At 57.3% G+C, this 18,471-nt stretch carries 11 protein-coding genes; 4 read left to right on the forward strand and 7 right to left on the reverse strand.

Going from position 1 to position 18,471, the window contains the following annotated elements; all coding sequences use genetic code 11:
• Nucleotides 1-662: 662 nt before the first annotated feature.
• The 7 genes from QZ554_RS02890 to QZ554_RS02920 all read right to left on the reverse strand — a co-directional run bounded on the left by QZ554_RS02890 (nt 663) and on the right by QZ554_RS02920 (nt 8,225).
• Nucleotides 663-908, reverse strand: coding sequence for a hypothetical protein (locus tag QZ554_RS02890; protein ID WP_297176257.1), 246 nt, complete (start codon nt 906-908; stop codon nt 663-665).
• A 389-nt stretch (nt 909-1,297) separates the two neighbouring features.
• Nucleotides 1,298-1,846, reverse strand: a complete 549-nt coding sequence (locus tag QZ554_RS02895; RefSeq protein ID WP_297194235.1) for an OmpH family outer membrane protein — start codon at nt 1,844-1,846, stop codon at nt 1,298-1,300.
• A 51-nt stretch (nt 1,847-1,897) separates the two neighbouring features.
• Nucleotides 1,898-2,410, reverse strand: a complete 513-nt coding sequence (locus QZ554_RS02900) for an OmpH family outer membrane protein (RefSeq protein WP_297194237.1) — start codon at nt 2,408-2,410, stop codon at nt 1,898-1,900.
• 64 nt (nt 2,411-2,474) lie between these two features.
• A complete protein-coding gene (locus QZ554_RS02905; protein WP_297194239.1) occupies nt 2,475-5,213 on the reverse strand; it encodes a POTRA domain-containing protein in 2,739 nt (912 codons plus the stop codon).
• 44 nt (nt 5,214-5,257) lie between these two features.
• A complete protein-coding gene (locus QZ554_RS02910; RefSeq protein WP_297194240.1) occupies nt 5,258-6,040 on the reverse strand; it encodes an isoprenyl transferase in 783 nt (260 codons plus the stop codon).
• Between the two features lie 62 nt (nt 6,041-6,102).
• Nucleotides 6,103-6,804, reverse strand: a complete 702-nt coding sequence (locus QZ554_RS02915; RefSeq protein WP_297194242.1) for a hypothetical protein — start codon at nt 6,802-6,804, stop codon at nt 6,103-6,105.
• A gap of 41 nt (nt 6,805-6,845) precedes the next feature.
• On the reverse strand, nt 6,846-8,225 hold the full coding sequence (locus QZ554_RS02920) for a DUF6242 domain-containing protein (RefSeq protein WP_297194244.1): 1,380 nt from the start codon (nt 8,223-8,225) through the stop codon (nt 6,846-6,848).
• A gap of 1,635 nt (nt 8,226-9,860) precedes the next feature.
• Here QZ554_RS02920 and QZ554_RS02925 point away from each other — a divergent pair.
• From QZ554_RS02925 to QZ554_RS02940, 4 genes are all read left to right on the forward strand, one after another.
• Complete coding sequence (locus QZ554_RS02925; RefSeq protein ID WP_297194245.1) at nt 9,861-12,035, forward strand: TonB-dependent receptor; 2,175 nt, start codon at nt 9,861-9,863, stop codon at nt 12,033-12,035.
• Between the two features lie 153 nt (nt 12,036-12,188).
• Entirely contained in the window at nt 12,189-12,338 is a 150-nt protein-coding gene (locus tag QZ554_RS02930; protein ID WP_297194247.1) for a hypothetical protein, read from the forward strand.
• Between the two features lie 31 nt (nt 12,339-12,369).
• Entirely contained in the window at nt 12,370-15,129 is a 2,760-nt protein-coding gene (polA, locus tag QZ554_RS02935) for a DNA polymerase I (protein WP_297194249.1), read from the forward strand.
• A gap of 44 nt (nt 15,130-15,173) precedes the next feature.
• Nucleotides 15,174-18,410, forward strand: a complete 3,237-nt coding sequence (locus tag QZ554_RS02940) for a S41 family peptidase (protein WP_297194251.1) — start codon at nt 15,174-15,176, stop codon at nt 18,408-18,410.
• The last annotated feature ends 61 nt before the right edge of the window (nt 18,411-18,471 follow it).

Here is an 18,471-nt window from a genome sequence, read left to right on the forward strand (position 1 = left end):
GTGTACACACGTGTACACTCATCCCTCCTAGGTAGGAGGTATTCGCTTGGCATATATAGACTAGGACATAGATACTTCTATCTTCGGCTTATGCTCCTTGACGACCTTGCCCTCGCACTATAGTGAGTTCATGCGTCAGCCCTAGGGGCTATCACCACCCTGAAGGGGGTGTGCAGTGCGATCCCACGAGGTAGAGGAATTCCCCGTCCTCATCGAAGTTCCTCTATATCATGCTGGGCGATGCGGAATTAGCGTACATGCCGAGAGGGCCTCGGCATACATATCGAGAACGGGTCTGCGTGCATACCGAGAGGACATCAGCGCTCATACCGAGAGCGTGAGTGCGCTCTCGGTATGAGTGTCTCCGTCACCTTACATAGGTGATTGGGACGAAGATTATGTGGCCTCTTCGGGGTGTATTATGTGTGGGGAGTAAGGGGTGCGGAGAGAGGGGGCTTAGTTAGGACTGCTCACCTCTGCTTTGTGCGGCGTGTGGGCTGTGTCCGCTGTGTCCGCTCTGGTCATTAGATGGGTTGTGCTATCTCCGCAGAGATAGAGTGCCTAGCTACTTGTGCTGGCGGGGCTCGCCTTTAGAGCGAGAAAAAGCTAGCCCCTCGGTGAAGGGGCTAACTAGATAGAGATGAAGGGGAGCTGTCTCCCCCTTAGCGGATGCCAAACCAAAAGGCACCCCTCGAGGCATCTTGACGCTGCGAATAGAGATGTACAGAGTCCGTGCTGAGACTGTCGGAACGAGAATACGAGGGCATACGTTCCTCTGTCGTGGGGAGGGGAGAGTTACTCTGCATGCGGAGGACTTCTCCAGGCTGCATAGTGGTGGCAAGGTAGCCCACACGGATGATGAGGGCGATGAGTAGCAAGACCGTCAGGTTGAAGAGTACTCGTTTCATTGTGAGTGTGTATTTGTGTGGCGAGGGTATTATTCTCTTTTGCAAAGGTACTACTTTTACCTCATCTATACTACCCCCTACGAAGAAGTCCTAGGTGGCTGGTCTTGAGGTTAGTAGTCGTTGGCTTTGGGGACGTGATATGTCGCTAAAGCAAGGGGTGGGAAGAGGGGGTAGGAGAAGGCTCGGCTATGTGACTTGGTGCGGGGCATATACACTGACTTGGTGCGGGGCATATACACTGACTTGGTGCGGGGCATATATACTGGCTTGGGGAGGGGGATAATGAGCGAAGGCTATATCCGCAAGGTGCGGATATAGCCTTCGCTTGTCTGACCTACCCTCGGAGGACTAGGTCGGGAGGGGGCGCCGTTGTTCGGGCTAGGAGGTGATTACTTCTTACCCGTGGTAGCCTTAGGAGCGGCAGTGGTAGCTGCACCAGCCTTGATACCTAGGGCGTCCTTGACGGCCTGGGTGAGGTCTAGGGCAGAGCTACCGGTAGCGAGCAGAGCGCTGGACTCGAGGATATAGGCACATCCCTGAGCTTCGCAGACCTTGCTGATGGCCGTGGTGACCTTGGTGCGGATAGGAGCCATGAGCTTCTCGTGCTCCTTCTGCACCTCTTCCTGCATCATCTGGTAGCTATTCTGTATGCGAGCCTCCATCTCCTGTAGCTCCTGCTGGCGACGCTTCTTGATGACCTCGGTCATGGTCGCTTCTTCCTTCTGATAGGCCTCAAGCTTAGCCTTGAGCTCGTCCTGCATACGCTTGATCTCAGCATCGTACTGCTTAGCGAGATCCTGGATCTTCGTAGTAGCAGCCTTGACATCGGGGAGAGCCTCCATGATGGCAGTGGTATTGACGATACCGATCTTCTGCTGAGCCTGTGCGGGGAGGATGAGCGGAAGCATGAGGAGCAGTGAAATCAGAAACTTCTTCATTTGTCTGTCTTGTTGTTACGTTTTATTTTGAGATTGTTATTTGAGCGTGGTTTAGCGGGCTAGACCAAGCTTGGCTACGAGGGCTTCGCTGACGTCTAGTGCGGGGTCGGCGTAGACGATCTTGGAGGAGGTGCGGTCGATGATGAGCTGGTAGCCCTGTGCTCGAGCGAGCTCCTTCATTGCTGCCCAGACACGATCCTGGATGGGCTTCATGAGCGCTTCGCGCTTCTTGAAGAGCTCACCCTCGGGACCGAAGTACTTACGCTTGAGTTCGTAGGCTTGCTTCTCGATACCCACGATCGCTTCCTCACGAGCCTTCTTCTGCTCGGCCGATAGGAAGGCGACCTCGCCTTGGTAGCTCTTATAGGCCGTCTGTGCCTTGTTCTCTAGGGTGGTCACCTCGCTCTGCCACTTCTTGGATAGGTCCTCAAGCTGGCGGTTCATCACCTCATAGGATGGGTCTTTCTTTAGGATGTACTCCATGTCCACGAGAGCGATCTTCTGAGCCTCGGCAGCCCCCCAAGAGAGGAGGAAGAGGGCGAAGAGAAAAAGGATCTTCTTCATAACTTGCATACGCTTATTTAGGTGAAACACTGGGTTTGTCGGGATACTGCGCTCTCGGTGCGGGCTAGAGGTCACGACCGAGGACGAAGTGGATGTTGCTACCGCCACGCTCCTGATAGCCGTTGGGGCGGTCGAAGCCATAGCCCCAGTCGAGACCAAGCAGACCGATCATAGGCATCATCACACGTACACCGAGACCGGCGGAGCGCTTGAGGTCAAAGGGATTGTAGCGGCTGATGTCCTGCCAGGCGTTACCTGCCTCAGCGAAGGCTAGCACCCATACCGTAGTCGATTGCTCGAAGATCAGCGGGTAGCGTAGCTCGAGGCTAGCACGCATGTAGGAGTAGGCGTAGTCGTAGTTAGCACCTGCGATAGAGCCGTTCTTGTAGCCACGTAGCCCGATGGTCTCGTTCATGTAGCTCATAGAGCCCGACATCATATCACCCCCCATGTAGTAGGTACCGAAGGGGGAGCGCTTGTACTTGTTGTAGCTATTGATGATCCCCCCTTCTACACGAGCCATCAGTACGGGCGTACGCTTGACCGTCATAGGGTTCATCAGAGGGAGGTAGATCTTCCCTGAGTACTTCCACTTGTGGTACTCGATGAAGCGGTAGCGGTCGGAAGAGGGTAGGTTGGGGTTAGAGTAGTCCTTCTTGTCGAAGAGCGAGTAGGGAGGGGTTAGGCTCACCGAGAGGGAGAACTCGGATCCACGACGAGTGTAGACGGGGTTGTCGATGGAGTTACGGTCGATACGTAGCTCTACGTTGATGTCGTTGGCACTACCGTGGTGGAAGTTCTCGAAGGTGTTGTACACCCAGTTGTTCAGTCTGTAGTGGGTGTAGTTGAGCGACGCAGTGAGCTGGAACCAGTTGTCAGGCCAGTTCAGACGGCGTCCATTAGCTATCGAGAGCCCGAACATACTGAGTGACTTGTCTGAGTCGTACGAGTTCTCATAGAGGGTGGAGGCACCTTCGTTGTAGTTGTTGTAGCCATTGTTGTAGCCGTAGCCTCCGTAGCCATAGCCACCATAGCCGTAACCGCCATATCCATAGCCTGGGTAGTACCCCATGTTACGTACCTGTCCTGAGTAGTAGCGCTGGTCGATAGCGGTAGTACGGGAGTAGAAGGCACTTACGGATAGGAGGTTGGGGCGCTTCTTGCCGAACCAAGGGTCACTGAAGGAGATGCTCAGCTGGTTGTAGTAGCGGGCATTCGTCTGTCCCGAGATCGAGAGCTTCTGTCCGTCCCCCTGAGGGATGATCCCCTTGTACATGCTGGGGCGGAAGAGGTTCTGTATGGAGAAGTTGGTGAAGGTAAAGCCAATGGATCCGATGATCCCCGTCTGGCTCCACCCGATCGAGAGGTTGAGCTGGTCGTTGCTCTTAGGGGTGAGGTCATACTCGATGTCCACAGTCCCGTTCTGAGGGTTAGGTACGGGCTTGGGGATGGACTTCTCAGCGTCGAAGTGTCCGAGCTGGTTGAGCATACGGAAGGAGTTCATCAGATCCTCCTTGCTGAAGAGCATACCTGGCTTGGTATAGAGCTCACGGCGGACGACATCTTCGTAGACGATATCGTTACCACGGATCTTGACCTTGTCGATGGTGGCCTGTGGCCCTTCGGTGATGCGGATGTCTAGAGAGACGGAGTCCCCCTCGATATTCGTCTCCACTGGGTCTACACCTGCGAAGATATAGCCGTTGTTGTAGTAGAGGTTGCTCACTGCATCCTCATCTATGGAGAGGCGGTTCTCTAGTCGCTTCTGGTCGTAGACGTCTCCTGGACGGACACCGAGTACCTGCTCGAGGACGGAGGCGGGGTACTTGGTGTTCCCGACGAAGCGTACGCCCTTGATGTAGTACTTCTGTCCTTCGTTGAGCTTGAGGTAGATGTCTACCTTGCGCTCACCTGGTACAGGCACGATACTGTCGGCGATGAGCTCGGCGTCTCGATAGCCGAAGGAGTGGTACTTCTTGATGAGGTTCTGTAGGTCTTCCTTGTAGTCGGCGTCTACGAACTTCTTTTGCTTGAAGATCTTGAGCAGGGAGGAGAGGGCACGACCACGGGAGAAGGAGAAGCCTTCGTTGGTCTTACCCATAGCCATACGTAGCTGGTGTGGGGTGAGTGCTTCGTTGCCCTCGAAGTAGATGTTGCGCACCTTCGTCTTGCCGCTGCGGTCGATGTCGATATCGAGGTCTACGTAGCCAGGCTGTCCAGGGCTGTTCGTCTGCTTGATCGACATACGCATATCACGGTAGCCCTTCTCATCGTAGTACTTCTTGACGAGCTGGCGTGTGCGATCTAGGACGTTAGGTGAGACTTGGATTCCCTTTCTCAGCCCAGTGCGCTTCTCGAGGTCCTCACGGTCGCCCTTGGAGACACCGGTGAAGGTGACGGCATTGATACGTGGACGCTCGGTGAGGGCGATCTCGATGAAGACCTTATCCCCCTCGTAGCGGCGTATGATCACCCGAGCGTTGGAGAAGTACCCCGACTGTAGGTAGCGGTTCACGGCCGAGGTCAAGGCATTGCCTGGGATCTGGACGGCATCACCTACGTTGAGGCCCGAGAGGCTACTGAGGACGAAGTCGTCGTAGCTCGTGGAGCCCGTGATCTTGACCTCTGCGATGGTCTTGGTGACGGGGTGCTCGTAGTTCACAGCTGGGTACTGCACCACAGGCCCAGTGGCTGTGGTGGTCGAGTCGCTCACGGAGCGAACCGTAGTGTGGGGCTTAGCCTCTAGGACACCTACCGAGAGGAGGCAGGCCACGAAGAGGAGTGCGGGGAGTCTATTGCGCATAGAGTCTTTATATCGTCGAGGTGTGGAGGGGCTGTAGCCTAGGGCTAGTCCTCCAGTTGTATCTGTTCACTTGTCTTGCCGAAGCGTCGCTCACGGGAGGCGTATGCCTCTAGTGCGGCTTCGAGGGGAGCCTTGCCAAAGTCTGGCCAGTAGACTGGCGAGAAGAAGAGCTCGGAGTAGGCAGCCTGCCAGAGGAGATAGTTGCTGATGCGCTCCTCGCCCCCTGTACGTATGAGTAGGTCGGGGTCGGGGAGGTCAGCTGTGTCGAGGTAGCTCGTGATGAGCTCCTCGGTGATGTCGGTCTCCTGGAGCTCGCCTCGGTGGATCGCCCCTGCTATACGGCGGGTGGCTCGGGTGAGCTCGTCTCTGGAGGAATAGCTGAGCGCTAGCACGAGGGTGATCTGCTTATTGTCCTTCGTCCTCTCGATGCATTCGTAGAGCGACTGGCGGGCACGCTCGGGTAGGCGACTGAGGTCACCGATAGCCCGTAGGCGCACACCCTGACTCATGAGTTCGGGGGTCTCGGAGTGGATCGCAGAGATGAGGAGCTCCATGAGCGCCTCTACCTCCTGCTGGGGGCGTGCCCAGTTCTCGGTACTGAAGGCATAGACCGTCAGATACTCGATACCTAGCTCAGCGGCTGCACGCAGAGTCGCACGTAGGGCATCCTGCCCTCGTATATGTCCCTCGGCACGTGGTAGCCCACGCTGCTGTGCCCAGCGTCCGTTGCCATCCATGATGATAGCCACGTGGCGGGGCACTCTGACCCTGGGCTGGGTCGTCTCCTGCTCCTCTTGTCCCTCTGTGGCAGACCTTGTCTTTGACACGCTTTCTTTGCTTTGTTTACTATCTAACGAGGTTTTACCCTCTACAAATATACTTATTATCTCTAGTAGCAGCCTTCGCCGCTTGTCCGTCCTACCCTCCAGCTGATCCCGAGGCTCCAGTAGCCGTAGCTGTCGTGCCCCTTGAGGCCGGTGCCCCCCCATCTATGTGGGTTCGCCATCCAGGCGGAGCCTGCTCCGGTGACCTCTAGGCGGTCGGTACCACTGCGGTGGTGCGTCCAGCTAGCGGTGAGGTCTAGGCGGTGACTGAGGCGATACTTCACCCCGAGGGTGAGGTACACGCTCGGGGCGATGAGGGTGCGGGGATAGCCCCTACCGAGCACCAGCCCGAGACCTGCTCCTAGATAGGGGGTCCACGAGCGTGTCCCTAGGTAGCGCTGCCCATCGCTGTAGGCGAAGAAGTGATATTCGCCCCCGAGAGAGAGGTCTATGATCCCTCGGCTGAAGGCCCTATCCCCGATCGTGGGGAAGGCTCGGCTCGTGGGGGTGAGTGCACCCCTTAGCCTACGGTAGCCGAGTTGGCTTGCCCAGGCCCAGCGTAGTCCTAGGGGACGGCGAAGGGTGAGTGCGAGACTAGCCCCCTGCCTGCCGAAGGCTCCCCGATCCCCGACCTCTCCTACATAGTAGGCTGAGCCTAGTGCGATCCCGACCTCATACTTGTACTCCTGGGCACAGAGGTTCTCGAAGCCTCCGGTGAGCCCTAGGGCTAGGAGCCAGCACCATCGTAGCCCGTGGCGGATGCGCATAGTCCTAGTGCGAGGTGGGTGGGGGGGCTGAGCCGTAGAGGCTAGTGGTGCTCCTCTCTGCGGATCGTCCCCTCGTAGAGGGTGGAGACGCCTGCCGAGGTGGTGCGGATGAGGTAGATCTTCTTCGTATCTGCCCCCTGGAAGGCAAAGATCGAAGAGGAGGCGAAGTCGCTAGGAGTGAGTCCTGCCAGAGCGACTGCTCGCCCTGTCTCCCAGTGTGCACCCTTGTCTGAGGAGAAGTAGACTACGAGCCCCGAGCTCGTAGTGGCAAAGCGGTAGAGACGGCTGGTGCCAGCCTCCTGTACGATGCTCTCCGAGATGAGTGTCTCGGTGAGCTTGATGTCGGTGGCCTCCTGTCCCCAGTCTGTGCCGTTGGTCGTGATCCATTGGCTGGTGACGACCTTGTTGTCGGCGGTGCGTCCCCCGACGAGGTAGAGCCTAGAGCCCACGTAGTCGATTCCCCCTTCGGCGAAGCTATAACCGCCCGTAATGGGGAAGGTCGCTGGGACGTCATGCCCCATGCGAAGCCCCTCTGCTGGTGTGTAGGTGGCGAAGGCATAGCCACTGCCCTTGGGGGTGAGGAGGGCTAGACGCTCTGCACGCTCCCCACGGGGTAGAGTCCCGAGGATGCGGGTCGCCGATACACCCGAGACAGCTGTCCAGCTAGAGCCTGATAGGCTGTAAAGCTTGCCTGCCGAGGTCGTGGCGAAGAGTGTACCCGAGAGTGAAGCGACGGATGAGAGTCGCTCTCCCGAGGGGATACCTGATAGGCTTCCTGCTGTCCAGCTTGTTGGGCTTCCTGCGAAGTAGCGGACGTCGTTGGTGCCGCTTGGGGTCACATAGTAGCAGTAGCGCTGTGTCCCTACGGTGATGAGTGTCGCTAGAGCCGAAGAGATGGAGGGGAGACCCGATACACCCGAGATGGTCTTCCAGGCGAAGGTCTGAGGGTCATTGGCATATTTCTCCAGGTGCACACGGTAGGTGTACTGGTTGCCGTCGCCTAGGCGGGGGTTGGTCTCCTTGTTGCGTATGCGCACCATGAGGTCAGAGACCCCACTGCTGAGGTCATAGACTTTACCCTTCTTCCATTCCTCGAAGGTGCCATTCGTGCCGACAGCGACCTCCACGACCGTACCGCTCGTGGCTACGGGGGTGATGCTCAGCGTCACCTTCTTGAGGGGCTGGGCATAGGGTAGGGGATCAGGGTTGGTGATCAAGCCCTGCTCCTGGTGGCGGATCGAGAAGACGACACGCTCGAGGGCGGCCTTGGCGTCCTTGTCCTCTGAAGAGAGGCTGAAGGTGCGAATCTGTCCGTTGAAGAGCTGGATGTCCTCCAGCTGTGCTTTCTTGCTCTTACAGCCCACTAGGGCGAGCACGCCAAGGGCAAGTGTAGGGATGAGTCTCTGTGCGATACGTCTCATGCGTCTGCTCTATTATATGATATGTAGTCAGCGTCTATAATGGTGTAGCCAGTGTCTGCCCCTCTGAGGGGACGATGCTACCTAATGTACTAACGTTGATCGGGTGGCTCTCGTCTTCCTCCTACGTCTCGACCTGCACGATGGGAGGTGTTCGGGACGCTAGATCGGATCACAGCAAGCCTAATCTAACTAGGGCACAAAGGTATAAAGAAATTGCTTGACCAGCAGAGCCCTGTGCATATTCCACTTATAGGAGAGGCCGTGGGGGAAGCTCCTCATCAAGAGCCAGACCCACGAGGAGCGTCCGAAGTAAGAGTCGTGGCCGAGGACGTAAAAGGCGCAGATCGACTCATACCGCAGATGAGGAGAGGGCAACATACCTCGCCTTATCTGCTCGCTGTATGCTAGGCGAGGTGTCTCTCATCGAGATAGATGCTTTTCGGGAGACAACGGATCTATGCTCTTTGGATAGCAAGAGCCAACGACCGCTGACGGATACCCCAGTGTAGTGTGTGTCATTAGGTCGGGTATACTACTTGGTGCGATAGCCATATCGACGCCTCTATTGAAGGCTGTATTCATAGAATAGTCTAGCGAGAGAATAGCCTTATTGTACGAAGGTGGGATTTTTTAATGTAGACTAATCCCCTTTCGAAGGTGTGCCGAGAGCAGAGGGGGGGCATCCCTTTATAGCCTTAGGGATAGGTAGTCGAGGAGCATATACTCAGGGTGGAAGTATCTGTATCCCAGGTGTTGGGTTGCCAGATATATACCTCCTACCTAGGAGGGAAAAGTATACACGTGTGTATACCTTTGTGTACCCACGTGTACACAACAGTGTACAAGCGTGTACACAACATCGCTCTCGGTATGTCCCCTGCAGGGCTCTCGTAAGAGTACCTGATAGTAGGCTAACGCTCCTCTGCCCCAGAGAGATGGTTAAGGCTCCCGAGTGCAAGAAATAATACCGATGCTTTGAGCCTGAAAGTGTAGCCGTGGGGGAGCCCCCTCGGGGTGAGGACGAGACGTATCGTGGAGGGAGAGGGGCCAAGGATTGGGGGGGGGAGGAGTATAGGTTCATGTGGCAGAGCCCTAGGGAGAGGAGCGAGGGGAAGATATATGCACTTGTCTTCATGATGGTCTCTAGTCGTTGCTTTATTCAGTAGTAGAGAGGGGGCGGAGTGATGTCTCTTGCCCCCTCTCTCTGATGCGTCTCCTAGGGCATCCTTCTTGTGTGGGGGGGGCTCGGAGGCTCTTGGCGAGCGGATAAGGTTAAATAGCCCTAAGGCTCTACCCTGCACCGCCCCCTACTCAATGGGGGACAAGGCCTGCGAACCTCATGGAGGGAGAGGAGCTAACTGCGGCTGGGACGAAGGGGAGTAGGGGGGGCTTGTAGGGATTGTGGACTCGAGGGGAAGGGGGAGAAGGTGGGGGTGGGTGGTGGAGCCAGGAGTGTAACCTGAGGCAAGGAGCGTACGAGGGAACTACCTATGTATAGTGATTTTTAATAGGAGCGAGGCTTTGAGCTCGCAAATAACGTACTTTTGCACATTCCAAATCCTCTCCAGAGGGCTGGATAGCCCTCTATCCCAGCCTATATGAGGTCAATAGGTATACTCAATAGTAAGAATAAGAATGCATCGAAAGTTACTCCTTATCCTCACGCTCTGTAGCCAGAGCCTCATCGCCCTGTCGCAGAGGCCTGACACGCTCCCGGTACGGGAAGCCGAGCATGAGCTCCAGAGTGTGGTGGTCGTCGGGGCACGTATGCCCGAGATCAAGCAGCGCTCTGCCGCCAGCATCACCATCATCCCGGCACGAGACATCCGTGAGATGAGCCAGATCCTGCCCGACATGCAGGCAATCGTTGGGTACTTCGTCCCAGGAGTCCCCCCTACGGGGAACAATGTGAACGAGCGGTACAACACTCTGCGTGGGCGTAGTATCCTCGTGCTCATCGATGGGATCCCCCAGTCTACCCCCCTCCGTGCCACGAGCCGAGACCTCAGGACGATAGACCCCGCAGCGGTGGAGCGTATCGAGGTCATCAAGGGGGCTACCGCCATCTTCGGTAACGGAGCCAATGGCGGGATCATCAATATCATCACCAAGCAGAGCCGTGAGCAGCGTCCCATCGGGGGGCAAACCTATCTCAGCTATACCGATCACGACTACTTCAGACGCTCGCAGAAGACCTCGGGCTACCGCCTCTCTCAGCAGTTCTACGGGCAGGTGGGGCGCCTGAGCTACCTCGTCGATGGGCTCTATCAGCAGACGGGCTCAGCGATAGGAGCGGATGGCGTCTATCTCTCTCCTCGCTATGGACTCGGAGACACCCGTTCGATCAATGCCCTCGTGAAGCTCGGCTACAGCCTCGGGGAGCGGACGCAGCTGGAGCTGATGTACAACTTCTTCCGCACCCAGCAGGAGAGCCCGCTCGTAGCCTCGGGGGGTAAGTACCTCGTCTCCCCTCGCATTGGTATCCCTGGGATACAGCCCACGGAGGCTATCCCAGAGGGGCTCCCCTACAACCATAATGCCTACCTCAAGCTGACCTCTCGTGAGCTCTTCGCCCACACCGACCTAGAGGTCTCGCTCTTTGGTCGGGGCATCAAGGCTGTGACCGACTACCGCAAGCACAACCCACGTAGCCCCCGCTGGGAGGAGACCAGTGGACAGGCGATGATAGAGGCGCTACAGGGGGGAGCACGGGCACAGCTTCTCTCCCGCCTCAGTCCCTCGAGCATCCTCAACCTACACCTACTCTATGGGGCAGACCTACAGCTGGACGAGACGAGCCAGCCTTTGGTGGATGGACGCTATTGGGTGCCCAAGATGACCTCGGTGAGCTATGCCCCCTTCGTGCAGACCAAGGCAACCCTCTACGACCACCTTACCCTCAAGGCAGGTGCTCGCTATGACTGGATCGACGTCCATGTCCCCGACTACACCGTCCTGAGAAACAAGAAGACCGACCCCCTCGTACAAGTGGGCTCGGGGACGCTACGCTACCGCAATCTCTCGCTCAATGTCGGGGCGACCTACAATGCGCTGAGAGCCTTCCAGCCCTTCGTCTCCTATTCTCAGGGCTTCTCTATCTATGACCTCGGACGTACCCTCCGTGCTGCCAAGGCTGATGTACTCTCCAAGATAGAGACCGACCCCGTGCGGACGCACAATTACGAGGTGGGCTTCTACTCGCCCCTCGAGGAGCTCTTTGGCTCGGGGACACGACTTGACCTACAGGGGGCTGTCTACTACACCTACGCAGCTCTAGGGAGCGACCTCAAGAGTCAGAGTGGCTTCTGGGTCGTAGACCGCTCCCCACAGCGTGTCTATGGGGTAGAGCTGAGTGCCGAGGCTACCCTAAACTCCCGCCTCTCCCTCGGTGCCTCCTTCGCAGCCCTAGAGGGACGCAAGCAGCTCCCCGATGGCTCCTGGCGAGGCTATATGTCAGGGCAGTCTATCCCGCCCCTCAAGGTCACTGCCCATGTGAGCTACCGCCCCCTCAAGGACCTTGCCCTGCGCCTCTTCGCCCTGCACACGGGGAGCCGTGACCGCTTTGCCCCTACGACCAATCCGGCGACCGGGGTGAGCCAGTACGAGGAGGGGGAAGGCCCAGTGAAGCCCATCACCCTACTCTCGCTCCAGGGAAACTATCGCCTCGGTGCCTTCACCCTTGGACTCGGGGTGGAGAACCTCCTGAACACCTCCTATTACCCCATCCAGTCCCAGCTCGTAGCACGTGATGCGGAGTATACGCAGGGTAATGGGCGGATGATCACCCTCTCGCTCGGCTACCGCTTCTAGGCAGCCCAGCGTCCTCCCTCCACCTAAGGGGGCAGTCAGCGTGTTGGATTTCCCAACGCACTGACTGCCCCCTAAATTTATATATAGGGGAGGTCTGCAGGGGCTTTCGTATCTTTGTTTAACTCTTTGTCCTCGACTACTTACTCGTGAGTTATGATTAGACAGATCATTATTGAGAACTATAAATCCATTCATAAGGCGACCATCGACCGAGACGCTATCGGGATAGGAACGATCCTAGAGCGTTGTCCTCGCTTCCGAGTATGGGTGGAGCGTCTCATCTCTGCCTGTAGCTACGAGTAATCCCCACAATAATATATTACCCATCCTATTCATGCCACAGCGACTATTCCTACTCGATGCTTACGCCCTGATCTATCGGGCATACTATGCCTTCATCAAGGCCCCTCGTATCGATAGCCAGGGACGAAATACCAGTGCTATTTTTGGCTTCGTGCTGATGCTGGAGGACCTGCTGGGGAAGGAACAGCCCGATGAGCTCGCCGTGGTCTTCGACCCTGCGGGCGGGACGTTCCGCCACAGAGAGTACCCCGACTACAAGGCTCAGCGAGAGGAGACCCCCGAGGGGATACGTATCGCCGTACCCATCATCCGTCAGCTCCTAGAGGCCTACCGCATTCCCGCTGTGGAGGTGGCAGACTACGAAGCCGATGACGTCATCGGGACACTGAGCCATCGGGCTGCGAGTGCAGGGCGAGAGGTCTATATGGTCACACCCGACAAGGACTACGGCCAGCTCGTCACGGAGCAGGTCAAGATGTATCGCCCGATGCAGGGCGGTGGCTACGAGGTGTGGGGCGAGAAGGAGATACTGGAGAAGTTCGGACTCAGTTCTACCAAGCAGGTCATCGACTACCTTGCCCTCCTCGGGGACAAGGTGGACAATATACCCGGGTGCAAAGGCATCGGGGAGAAGGGAGCGCAGAAACTCCTAGCTGAATATGGCTCGGTGGAGAACCTCCTAGCACACGCTAGCGAGATCAAGGGGGCTACGGGTAAGAAGCTCCTAGAGGGCGAGGCCGATATTCGCCTATCGTACTACTTGGCTACCATCCGCACCGATGTGCCCCTGGACTACACCCCAGGAGACTATCAGAGGGCAGAGAAGGATGAGGAGGCCGTACGTCGTCTCTTCGAGGAGCTGGAGTTTCGCACGCTCCTGAGTCGGGTGCTTGGCAAGTCGCCTTCCCCCGCCAAGGCTAAGCCCGCCCTTCCCCCAGATGACCTCTTTGCCAGCCTAGAGGAGACGGAGGAAGCTGATACCCCATCCCCGACGACGATCCCCCCGATGAAGATCGAGGTGCTTCGTGCCGAGACGCTCCCTGCCTTCCTAGAGCGAGTACGAGGGGCGAAGGTGCTTGCCCTAGATACCGAGACCACGAGTGTAGATGCGCTGAGGGCGGAGCTGGTGGCCGTTACCTTTGCCTTCGATGCTGAGACGACCTATTACCTTGATGTCCCTCAGGGAAGAGAGGAGGCTTGCAAGCTACTAGGCCAACTTGCCCCGATCCTCCAGCAAGCAAATACCCTCAAGGTAGGGCAAAACCTCAAGTACGACCTACAGGTACTTAGTTCGTATGGTGTGGAGGTCGGGGGGCCTCTCTTCGACACCATGATCGCCCACTATCTCCTCTACCCCGATATGCGTCACGGCTTGGACGAGCTGGCGGACAAGTTCCTCGGGTATAAGATGATGTCCTTTGAGGAGATGATCGCCCCACAGAGTCCTCGGCAGTTTGATCTACGTCAGGTTGAGCCCGCTCGCCTCCAGTTCTACGCAGCCGAGGACACGCACATCACCTACCTGCTCTACGAGTACCTCTATGAGCGACTCGAGAAGGCTGGGCTCATGATGCTCTTCACTGAGGTGGAGATGCCTCTGGTGAAGGTACTCCTAGGGATGGAGCGAGAGGGGGTAAGGCTAGACAAGTCGTGCCTCGGCCGTCAGGCAGGTGAGCTACAAGGGGAGCTGGCTCGTCTCGAGGGTGAGATCAGTCTCCTGCTCGGGCATAGCATCAATGTCAATAGCAGTCGGCAGGTAGGCGAAGCCCTCTTCGACGAACTGCAGATCGTAGAGAAGGCCAAGAAGACAAAGACAGGAGGCTATACCACGAGCGAAGAGGTGCTGGAGAAGCTCCGAGACAAGCATCCTGTGGTGGAGAAGATCCTCGACTACCGAGGAGTGAAGAAGCTCCTCAGCACCTACGTAGAGGCGCTCCCCGAGCTGGTCTACCCAGATGGGAAGATCCACACGACCTTTAACCAAACCATTGCAGCTACGGGCCGCCTCTCCAGCAGTAATCCCAACATCCAGAATATCCCCATACGTACCCCAGAGGGACGAGCCATCCGTGAGGCCTTCGTCCCCGAGGAGGGCTGTACGTTCCTCAGTGCCGACTATTCGCAGATCGAGCTTCGCCTGATGGCGCACTTCAGCGAAGACCCAGCACTGATCGAGGCCTTCCGTTCGGGGCAAGACGTGCATCAGGCGACAGCTGCCAAGATCTACGGCCTGAGCCACGGCGAGGTGTCGGCAGATATGCGCCGAAGGGCTAAGACAGCCAACTTCGGGATCATCTACGGCATCTCTGCCTTTGGGCTGAGCGAACGTCTCTCCATCCCACGGCGAGAGGCCAAGGAGCTGATTGATGGCTACTTCGCCTCCTACCCAGGTGTAGCACGCTATATGGCCGAGGTAGTCGAGGAGGCTAAGAAGCGAGGCTATGTGACGACCCTCCTCGGCCGTCGCCGTCTCCTACCCGACATCAATAGTGCCAACGCAGTGGTACGTGGCTATGCGGAGCGAAATGCTATCAACGCTCCTCTACAAGGCTCCGCTGCCGACCTCATCAAGATAGCGATGATTCGCCTAGAGCAGGCCATCCGTGAGCGAGGCCTTCGCAGTAGGATGATCCTGCAGGTACATGACGAACTGAACTTCAACGTCCCCCTCTCCGAGCTTCCCGAGATGACCTCCCTCGTACGTGAGGTGATGGAGTCCGTCTATCCCGACCTACGTGTACCCCTCGAGGTTAGTATCGGGCACGGTGCCAACTGGCTCGAGGCGCACTAAGGGCTCCCCCTTCCCTAGACCCCAACTAAATCATACATCATACTATGGTACGAAAGACCCTCTTCACCCTTACGCTCCTCTGCTCGGTCTCGCTCGTGAGCCTAGCCCGAGAGGAGCGTCCCCTTTGGCTTCGCTACCCTGCGATCTCGCCCGATGGGACGAAGGTTGCCTTTACCTATCAGGGTGACCTCTACACCGTCCCCACCTCTGGGGGCGATGCCCAGCGCCTCACCTCGGGTAGTGCCTATGAGTGCCACCCCGTCTGGTCGCCTGACGGGAAGCAGATCGCCTTCACGAGTGACCGAAATAACAGCGGGACGAACATCTACATCATCTCTGCCACCGGGGGAGAAGCTCGCCAGCTGACGACCCATTCGGGTACGGAGATCCCCTATGCCTTCACACCAGATGGCGCCCATGTGCTTTTCAAGGCGCATATCCAGGATCCTGCCCACTCCGCCCTCTTCCCTACCTCTATCTTGACTGAGGTCTATCGGGTATCCGTCCGAGGAGGGGCACGCCCCGAGCTCCTACTCGCCACGCCCGCAGAGGCGATCAGCATGAGTGCGGATGGTCGGCGCATCCTCTATCAGGACATCAAGGGCTTCGAGAACGAATGGCGTAAGCACCATACCTCCTCTGTGGCTCGTGACCTCGTGGAGTATGATCTGGACAAGAAGACCTACCGCTACGTCCTACAGCACCCTGCGGAGGATCGCAACCCACTCTATGCTCCAGATGGGAAGAAGCTCTACTTCCTCAGTGAGCGAGGCGGAGGCTCGATGAATGTCTATGAGGGAGACCTCTCGGCAGGAAGCACCGAGGCCAAGGCTCTGACTCGCCTCAAAGGTGACCCCGTACGTTTCCTATCCGTGTCGAAGGGGGGGCTACTAGCCTTCGGCTACGCTGGTGAGCTATACACCCTGACCCCAGGCAAGGAACCCCAACGCATCTCTGTGCGTATCTCGAAGGATAGGGAGAGTGACGAGCAGCTCCACCTCTCTATGTCTCGCTCCCTAGGCTCCTCGGCGGTCTCACCCGATGGGAAGCAGATCGCCTTCCTCTCACGTGGAGATATATTCGTCACTTCGGCAGACCATAGCACGACGAAGCAGGTGACTCACGGGTCGTTCACTGGCCGTGGGATGACCTTCGGTGCGGATAACCGCACACTGGTCTATGCCTCTACGAAGGAGGGCTCTTGGGAACTCTATCGGGCACGCATCGGACGTAGTGAGGATCCCAACTTCCCCAATGCAACGAATATTATCGAGGAGAAGCTCTCCCTCGGGGTGAAGGGGGAGAAGATGTACCCTCAGTTCTCTCCCGATGGCAAGGAGCTCGCCTTTGTGCTGGATCGCTCTAAGCTGATGGTCTATAACCTACAGACGAAGCAGCTACGCACCATCACCGATGGTTCCCAGCAGCACGAACGCTCGGGAGGCATAGACTACACTTGGTCTCCCGATGGACATTGGTTCGCCCTGCAGTATGTCGCTCGGGCACATGCCCCCTATAGTGATATAGGGATTGTGAGCGCAGAGGGAGGGAAGCCTGTCTTCAATATCACCAATAGCGGCTACTTCAACACCTCCCCACGTTGGTCGCAGGATGGCAAGGCACTTACCTATATGACCGACCGCTATGGGATGCGCAACCACGCCTCATGGGGCTCGGAGAATGACGTGATGATTGTCTTCCTCACCCGCAAGGGGTACGAACGCTACCGCATGACCGATGAGGAGCGTGAGCTCCTGGACGAAGCAGAGAAGCAGGCCAAGGCGAAGGCTAAGACCGACTCTACCAAGACCACTAAGGCCAAGCCCGAGCCTATCCAGTTCGAGCTAGAGGGGATAGAGGATCGCATTGTCCGCCTCACTCCTAATTCCTCTTCGCTCGCAGACGCTATTCTCTCTCCCGACGGGAAGAAGCTCTATTACTTTGCTTCCCACGAAGGGGGCTATGACCTTTGGGTGCATGATCTCCTCAAGCACAAGACCCAGCTACAGAAGAAGCTCGACCTAAGCTCTCCCTTCTTTGACAAGGACAAGGAGGGTAAGACGCTCTTCATCCTCGGCAGCAGTCCCCAGAAGCTCGACCCGAAGAACGACGCACTGAAGGCGATCACGATCTCGGGCTCTCGCTCCATCGACCGCGTTAAGGAGCGTGAGGTGATGTACGAGGAAGTCGTACGTGAGGAGGCGGCTCGCTTCTACCGTACAGATATGCATGGTGTGGACTGGGCACAACTGACGAAGCACTACCGCCAGTTCCTCCCCCACATCACCACGAGCCAAGACTTTGCCGAGATGCTTAGCGAGCTACTTGGCGAGCTGAATGTCTCGCACACAGGTGGACGCTATCGGGCATCGGGCTCTGCCTTCCCCACGGCAGAGCTAGGTCTCTTCCTTTCCTCGCCCAGCCGAGGGGATGGGCTACGTGTGGATGAGGTCGTAGCGGGAGGCCCCTTCGACGTCTCCTGGAGCAAGCTCCGAGCTGGTACGCTCATCACGGCGATCGATGGCACGCCGATCAAGGAAGGGCAAGACTACTTCCCTCTGCTCAATGACAAGGTAGGCAAGCGTGTCCTTGTCACGTTCCGTACGGCAGGGGGAGAGACCATCGAGGAAGTCATTCGCCCCATCTCTCAGGGTGCGCTCTCCTCGCTCCTCTACAAGCGTTGGACCCGTCAGCGTGCTAGCGAGGTCGAGCGCCTCTCGGGTGGACGTCTAGGCTATGTCCATATCCCTTCGATGGGAGACCCCAGCTTCCGTAACGTCTATTCCGATGTCTTGGGTAAGTATTATGGTAAGAAGGGGATCGTCATAGACATCCGTTATAATGGTGGGGGAAGACTCCATGAGGATATCGAGGTGTTCTTCTCGGGCAAGAAGTATCTCCAGCAGGTCGTCCGTGGTAAGGACTACTGTGAGATGCCCAGCAGACGATGGAACCATCCCTCCGTAATGGTCACCTGCGAAGCCGACTATAGCAATGCCCATGGTTCGCCTTGGGTCTATCAGCACCAGGGCATAGGGAAGGTCGTAGGGATGCCCGTACCAGGCACGATGACGAGCGTCAATTGGGATACGCTCCTTGACCCAGCTCTCTACTATGGGATCCCAGCCGTAGGCTATCTGACTGCCGATGGCAAGTATCTGGAGAATACCGAGATGATCCCAGACGTCGTTGTGCCACTAGAGCCACGCAAGGTACTGCAGGGACACGACACACAGCTCGAGCGAGCCGTAGAGGTCTTGCTGAGTGAAGTGAAGAAGTAGCAGCGAGACTACCTCTGCAAAAGGTTAGCCCCCTTCATCCGACACGTATCGGATGAAGGGG

The sequence above is a fragment of the uncultured Porphyromonas sp. genome (assembly GCF_915070105.1).
In the GTDB taxonomy this organism is placed as follows: domain Bacteria; phylum Bacteroidota; class Bacteroidia; order Bacteroidales; family Porphyromonadaceae; genus Porphyromonas.

Bases quoted from the DNA above. Each gene is read 5' to 3' on its own strand.
- QZ554_RS02890 (WP_297176257.1), bottom strand. From the start codon at position 908: ATGAAACGAGTACTCTTCAACCTGACGGTCTTGCTACTCATCGCCCTC.
- QZ554_RS02895 (WP_297194235.1), bottom strand. From the start codon at position 1,846: ATGAAGAAGTTTCTGATTTCACTGCTCCTCATGCTTCCGCTCATCCTC.
- QZ554_RS02900 (WP_297194237.1), bottom strand. From the start codon at position 2,410: ATGAAGAAGATCCTTTTTCTCTTCGCCCTCTTCCTCCTCTCTTGGGGG.
- QZ554_RS02905 (WP_297194239.1), bottom strand. From the start codon at position 5,213: ATGCGCAATAGACTCCCCGCACTCCTCTTCGTGGCCTGCCTCCTCTCG.
- QZ554_RS02915 (WP_297194242.1), bottom strand. From the start codon at position 6,804: ATGCGCATCCGCCACGGGCTACGATGGTGCTGGCTCCTAGCCCTAGGG.
- QZ554_RS02920 (WP_297194244.1), bottom strand. From the start codon at position 8,225: ATGAGACGTATCGCACAGAGACTCATCCCTACACTTGCCCTTGGCGTG.
- QZ554_RS02925 (WP_297194245.1), top strand. From the start codon at position 9,861: ATGCATCGAAAGTTACTCCTTATCCTCACGCTCTGTAGCCAGAGCCTC.
- QZ554_RS02930 (WP_297194247.1), top strand. From the start codon at position 12,189: ATGATTAGACAGATCATTATTGAGAACTATAAATCCATTCATAAGGCG.
- polA (WP_297194249.1), top strand. From the start codon at position 12,370: ATGCCACAGCGACTATTCCTACTCGATGCTTACGCCCTGATCTATCGG.
- QZ554_RS02940 (WP_297194251.1), top strand. From the start codon at position 15,174: ATGGTACGAAAGACCCTCTTCACCCTTACGCTCCTCTGCTCGGTCTCG.